This is a genomic window from Dietzia sp. E1 (assembly GCF_014145015.1).
GTDB lineage: Bacteria > Actinomycetota > Actinomycetes > Mycobacteriales > Mycobacteriaceae > Dietzia > Dietzia cinnamea_A.
Genome location: NZ_JAALDU010000131.1, coordinates 1 through 5929, shown reverse-complemented (window position 1 = coordinate 5929; position 5929 = coordinate 1). Strand labels below are relative to the sequence as shown.

General features: G+C 70.9%; 4 protein-coding genes and 1 pseudogene. 1 reads left to right on the top strand and 4 read right to left on the bottom strand.

Going from position 1 to position 5929, the window contains the following annotated elements; translation table 11 throughout:
* The first annotated feature begins 176 nt into the window (after window positions 1–176).
* Window positions 177–689, top strand: coding sequence for an inorganic diphosphatase (locus G6030_RS05565; protein WP_182642463.1), 513 nt, complete (start codon window positions 177–179; stop codon window positions 687–689).
* A gap of 111 nt (window positions 690–800) precedes the next feature.
* Here the strand turns inward: G6030_RS05565 and G6030_RS05560 are convergent, their stop codons facing one another.
* The 4 genes and pseudogenes from G6030_RS05560 to G6030_RS05545 all read right to left on the bottom strand — a co-directional run.
* Window positions 801–3197: an alkaline phosphatase family protein gene (locus G6030_RS05560; RefSeq protein ID WP_182642462.1), complete on the bottom strand. Its 2397-nt coding sequence runs from the start codon at window positions 3195–3197 to the stop codon at window positions 801–803.
* 186 nt (window positions 3198–3383) lie between these two features.
* The gene (locus G6030_RS05555; protein ID WP_182642461.1) at window positions 3384–4610 is read right to left on the bottom strand and encodes an alpha-D-ribose 1-methylphosphonate 5-triphosphate diphosphatase; all 1227 of its coding nucleotides are present in this window, start codon (window positions 4608–4610) and stop codon (window positions 3384–3386) included.
* Window positions 4607–5317: a GntR family transcriptional regulator gene (locus G6030_RS05550; RefSeq protein ID WP_182642460.1), complete on the bottom strand. Its 711-nt coding sequence runs from the start codon at window positions 5315–5317 to the stop codon at window positions 4607–4609. Before G6030_RS05550 ends, G6030_RS05555 begins: the two co-directional genes overlap by 4 nt.
* Before the next feature lie 32 nt (window positions 5318–5349).
* Window positions 5350–5929, bottom strand: a pseudogene (locus G6030_RS05545) (zinc-binding dehydrogenase); the annotation flags it as partial.

Here is a 5929-nt window from a genome sequence, read left to right as displayed (position 1 = left end):
CCGCCACCACCGCCGGGAGGCGGCGGTCGCCGACGCCGCGCGGTCCGCACCGCCCCACGCTAGCGGCCCGCGTGACGGCGCCCACCCCCGACGCCGGTGGCGCCTACTAGAATCACCCCGAATTGCCCGGGAGAGCCGTCTCGGGTTCCGGAGCATGACGATTTGTGAGGTAGCCCGTGACCGTCGAAGTGACCATCGAGATCCCCAAGGGTTCGCGGAACAAGTACGAGATCCACCACGAGACCGGCAAGATCTACCTCGACCGGTTCCTCTTCACCTCGATGGGCTACCCGGCCGACTACGGCTACATCGACAAGACCCTCGCCGACGACGGCGACCCCTGCGACGCCCTCGTGCTGCTCGACGAGTCCGTGTACCCGGGCGTGATCGTCAAGTCCCGCGTCGTGGGCGTCTACACGATGTCCGACGAGGCCGGCGGCGACGACAAGCTGCTGTGCGTGCCCGACCTGGACCCTCGCTGGGATCACATCCAGGACATCGGTGACGTCCCCGACTTCGAGCTCAAGGCCATCGAGCACTTCTTCCTCCACTACAAGGACCTCGAGCCGGGCAAGCACGTCACCCCGGGCGAGTGGCGGGACAAGGCGCACGGCGAGAAGCTGGTCGCCGAGGGCCTCGAGAACTTCGTCGAGCACCCCGAGGAGAAGGCCGAGCCCTTCCGGGGCTGAACGGCCGACGCCCGCAGTCGGCGGACACGACGGTCCGGCGACTGCGGGCGGGTGCCTGCGGAGCGGCGGCGGGTGGCCGTCGAGCAGCGGGCGCGTGGCTATGAGCGCTGACTACGGGCGCGTGACCCCGAAGGCGCTCAGAGTGCCCAGCGCGTCGGGCGACCCAGGGGAGGTCGACGCCCCGTTCGAACTGAACATGCCGAGCGATCCCAGGGAGCCGGTCCCGGGGACCTGAGGCTCCTCGGGCTGCCCCGGCTCTCCCGGCTCCTCTGGCGCACCGGTGTACCCGGTGTGGATCTCCGGCGCGTCCACGCCCCAGTATCCGGCCGTCTCAGGCGACTCGGTGGTCAGGCTCCACCCGATGCGCACCTGCGTGGCGCCCTCGGGCGCCGTGGTCGTGAGCTCCTCCACGGCACTGATGTCGAAGCGGGCTCCGGCATCCGCACCCCGCTCCCACAGGACCGTCCGCGTGCCGTCGTCGAACTCGGCGACGACCTGCGCGTGCTGAGTGGAATCGGCGTGCTGTCTGTAGTGGCTGACGAACGAGAGATCGATGTCGGCGCCGGCGTCCACGCGCTGCCAGGGCGACCACAGGGTCGAGTCGAAGGCGCCGGCCGGGTCGCCGGCGTCACTCCACTCGTCGGGGTCGGCGACCGCGACCACGTCGCGACCCCGCACGAACGAACCCCGGCCCTCACCCTCCTGACTCGTCGTCCAGAACTCTCCGGAGGCGAACGACCAGCCGCGGTACTCGGTGACGCCGCCCTCGGTCTGCTCGTCGATGCTCCACCCCTCGGGGGTCTGCTTGGTCCAGCCCCCGGCGTCGGGGTTCTTGGCCGGCTCGTCCACGACCGGGCCCAGCTCGTCCTTCACCGTGTCGAAGGGGTCGGTCGACGGCGTCCCGATCGGGATCCCGTCCAGGTCCCACTCCGGCTGCGCCTCGACGCCCATGTGGTCGAGGATGGTCGCCGCGACGTCGACCTGGCGGTACTCGCGGTCGGCGGGCCCGGCCGGGATGTCGCCGCCGGCGGCCAGCGTCCACACCTTCCGGGTCGCGTGCTGGTCGCCCCCGTGACCGGTGCCGGTGAAGCCGTGGTCGGTCGAGGCGATGATGAGCCAGTCCTCCTCGGAGTAGGTCTCGCGTGCCTCGACGGCCCGCACCAACTCACCCACGCGCCGGTCCAGGTTCTCGATGGCGAGCTTGTACTCGACCGACTCGGCCGTGCAGCAGTGGCCCACCGCGTCACCGTCGTGCAGGTACACGTACAGCGCGTCCGGGTTGCGGGTGGTGAGCGCCTCGACCGCGGCATCGGTGCTCATCTGATCGGTGATCTTGGTGCCTGCGCCGGTCTGCTGCAGCTTCACGTCCGGGGCGTCGATGATGTAGGTGTTGATCGGCGTCCAGTCCAGGGTGGAGAACGTCGAGAAGTCCGGGTTCGCGGTCTCCAAACGGTCGAGGTAGCTCGGGTACTGCTCGATGTTGATGTCGGTGAAGGTGTTGTCCTCCACGCTGTGCTTGTCGCTCCACACGCCGGTCAGCATGTTCGAGTGACCGTTACCCGAGACGGTCGGGCCGAGCGCGTTGTCGTGCATGTAGGAGACGCCGAACGAGCCGCGCTCGATGAGGGCGTCGATGTTCGGCGTGTGGTAGTTCCGCAGTTCGTCGAGGCGTACGCCGTCGAAGTCGATGAACAGGGACTTGTTCGTACTGATGCCGTCCGGCACATCGGACGGGCTCGGTGGCGGCGGCGGCATCGGTCCTTCGGCGCCTTCACGCGGCGCGTCGTCCACCGACAGGTTGTCGAACGCCCAGTACCAGTCGTTGTGGGCGTCCTCGATCACGAAGTCGAGTTCCATCGAGGTCGCACCGGCCGGCACCTCGACCGGCACGGTGACCGTCTTGTTCTCCAGGTAGGTCTGGTCGCCGAGGGACTCGGTGCTCCACTCGAACAATCGGACGGTCTCGCCACCGTCGAAGCGGACGTCCAGCGCGCCGACCTGCTCCTGGGTCTGCCGGTAGCTGGAGTCGAAGTTCACGTGCACCTGTGTCTTCCCCGACACGGTGATCGTGGGCGAGGTGAGTGTGCTCTCCCAGAGGGTGGTGTCCCCGCTGCCGGGGACGTCCGAGGCGTCGGCCCACTCGTCGTTGTCGGCGACGGCGAGGACCCCGCTCGCCTTTGTGAAATTCTCGCGCCCCTGGGCCGACTGCGCGGCCGCCCAGAACTCGGGTGTCGCGAACGTCCACCCCCGCCACTCGGTCTTCCCGGCGTCCTCGATCGACGGCAGGTTGGTCACGGTCCATCCCGCCGGCGCGGAGTCCGTCCAGCCGAGGAGGTCTTCGGGGATGGTGGTCTCGTCGACCCGCGGCTGGAGCTGGGAAGACAGGCTGTCGAAGTTCTCCGCGAACGGCAGAGGGCTCGCAGCCGGCTGGGCCGCGGCCGGGATCGCGGGAGCGAGTAGGGCGAGCAGGGCCGTGGTGGCCATGCCCGCGGTCAGTGTTCGTCGCATTGGAATCCTCTCGGGTCATGCGCTGGTGGGCATTCCTGAGACTGGCCAACGTGAGCGACGTCAACGGGCTCGGTGGTCGTACCGGATATGAACGAATCGTGGCAAAACCTTCAGGTCGCCCGACAAGCTGCCACCGAGGCGGCGCACGCGTGGTGATCGCCTCGGGTGGCGGCCGCCGCGGGCGGCTCAGACGGCGGGCCCGGTGCGTGCGGTGAGCGTCCCCACCACCCGGCGCGGAACCGACGTGCCGGGACGCGGCTCGACGAACACCAGGTCCGCCCGCATCCCGGGCACCAACGACCCGCGGTCATGCAGCCCCGCAAGGCGAGCCGGGCCCGCGGACAGGAGTTCGGACGCCGCAGGCAGCGTCAGGCCGGCCCCACCCTCCTCGACGGGCGTGACGAGGACGGCCAGCGCACCGACCAGTGCACCGGGATGGTAGTCGGAGGCGACGGCGGTGGCCATCCCGCCGAAGACCAGTTCGAGCGCCGAGACGTTGCCGGCGTGCGACCCTCCGCGCAGAAGGTTTGGCGCGCCGACGACCGTGCCCAGGCCGCGCGCGATCGCGTACCCGGCCACCTCGGCCGTGATGGGGAACTCGGCGATCCGGCCGCCCCGCGCGACGAGCGCGTCCACGGCCTCCCGCGTGTCCGGGTCGTGGCCGACGGGAACGACTCGACCGGCGGCCACGAGTTCCTGCACGGCTTCGAGGGTCCGGGCGATCACCGCGTCACCGGCCTCGCGGCGGCGGTGGAGGAACTCCACACGGGCGAGCGCCTCCTGACGGCCCACGCCGTCGGTGGCCACCACGTAGTCGGCGAGGACGCCGGGGTCTCGGTACTGCCCCTGACCGGGCGAGTGGTTCTCCAGGCTCACCGCGAGCGGGTCGGCACCGGCCGGGCGGTCGTCGAGGAGTTCTCGCAGCTCCTCGACCGCCGAGGGCGACAAGATGTCCAGCCGCACCATCTCGCGGTGGTCCACCACAGTCGAGTCCGCCGCGGCGATGCGGCCGTGCGCCGCCCGCCACGACCCCGGAGCGACCGGGACGCCGTGCGCGGTCATCTCGCGTGCCCCGACACAGTGGAAGACCGTGGTGACGCCCGCCGCCCGGAGACGCGACTCGAAGGACAGGAAGGCTGAGTCGGCGGCGACCGCGGGGGCTCCGCGTCGGGGACGCATCTCGCCCTCCAACCCGTCGCAGTGGAGGTCGACGAACCCGGGCAGCACGATCAGACCCGTCGCGTCGATGACCGGGAGGTCCGTGCGCACGCCCCGGCCGACGGCCGGGCCGATCGACCGGATCAGACCGTCGCGGACCTCGATCGCGCCGGCCGGCACGACCTCATCGCCCGTCACCACGTCCGCCCCCGTGACGAGGATGTCCGGCGCGCCGTGAAGGGGGACGCCGATCATCGACCGAACACCATGCGGACCCGGTCGATTCTGGTCCAGGCGTAACTCACCATGAGCGGACGGCCGGTCTCGGCATCGACGTTGTGGGACTCGACGAACCAGGTGTGCGTGTACGGGTCGATCTCCAGACGGGCGCAGACGGCGGGTGGGGCCACGTCGACGCTCCCGCTCAACCGCTCACGTCGCATCTGCCCGCCGGTTCCGCGGATCACCTCGCCAAGCGAACCCACCACGCGCAGCGCGGTCTGCAAATCCGTGGTGATGTCGCCCGTCACCCACTCGTCGAAGAAGCAGGCCGGCGCGTCGTCGATGTAGCCGAGTCGCTCGAGCCGGATGGCCTGATCACCGGGGGAAATTCCCAGGGCGGCCGCCCTGTCGTCGTCGACCACCTCGACCCGGTGCGAGAGCGTGACGACGCGCGCGGTCGCCCCGCTCGCCGAGACGATCCCGTGGAAGGACGGCTCGACCGCCGAGGAGATGGGGTACTCCACCCGACGGTTGACGAAGGTCCCGCGGCCCTGGACCCGCCGGACCAGGAAGCGACGCTCGAGCCCTCCGATCGCGGACCTGACCACCGACCGGGATTCGCCGAAACGGCGCATCAGGCGGGTCTCGCTTGGCAGGAGCGTGCCGTCGGGTTGATCGGCGATCTCAGCGACCAGCGCGTCCTCGATCCGCGCCACGCCCGCGTCCCGGTCTGCCGTCACGCCTTCCACCTCCGGCGGTCCCGCCACCCGGGCTAGTCTCCGGGCCGCAACGCCACCCGGAGTCTACCGGCGGCCGCCGGTTCCACTCCCGCGGCCACCGCCGCCACCTCGGCCATGGGACGGGGGCCGTCGACCAGGTCGTCCCACGGGAGACTGCCGGTGGTGTCCGCGAGCAGTCGCAGTGCCAGGTCCAGGTGGACGGGTTCGTAGTTGTGCACGCCCACGACCCTGTGAAGGCCCCGGACGATCCGCTCGGGATCGACCATGATCGGCGCGGACGGGGCGACCGAACCCGCGAGGACAGCGGTTCCACCCACGTCGAGGGCGTCCAGGCACGTCGCGACCCCGGCGGGGGTACCCGACAGCTCCACCGCCACGTCGACCGGGCCACCGGCGCCGTCGGCGGTGGCGCCGAAGCGGCGGGCGACCTCCACGCGACTCGGATCGGGGTCAGACCCTCTGACCTCCGCCGCCCCGTACCACCGGGCCGCGGCGACCGCGTTGACCCCCAGCATGCCCAACCCCGCGATGAGGACGCGTGCGCCTTCCAGCGCGCCCGACCGGGCGCCCGCGGCATCGAGGCAGGCCATGACGGTGGCTCCGGCGCAGGCG

Excerpts from the sequence above, each read along its gene's own strand:
- G6030_RS05560 (WP_182642462.1), bottom strand. The coding sequence starts at position 3,197 with ATGCGACGAACACTGACCGCGGGCATGGCCACCACGGCCCTGCTCGCC.
- G6030_RS05555 (WP_182642461.1), bottom strand. The coding sequence starts at position 4,610 with ATGATCGGCGTCCCCCTTCACGGCGCGCCGGACATCCTCGTCACGGGG.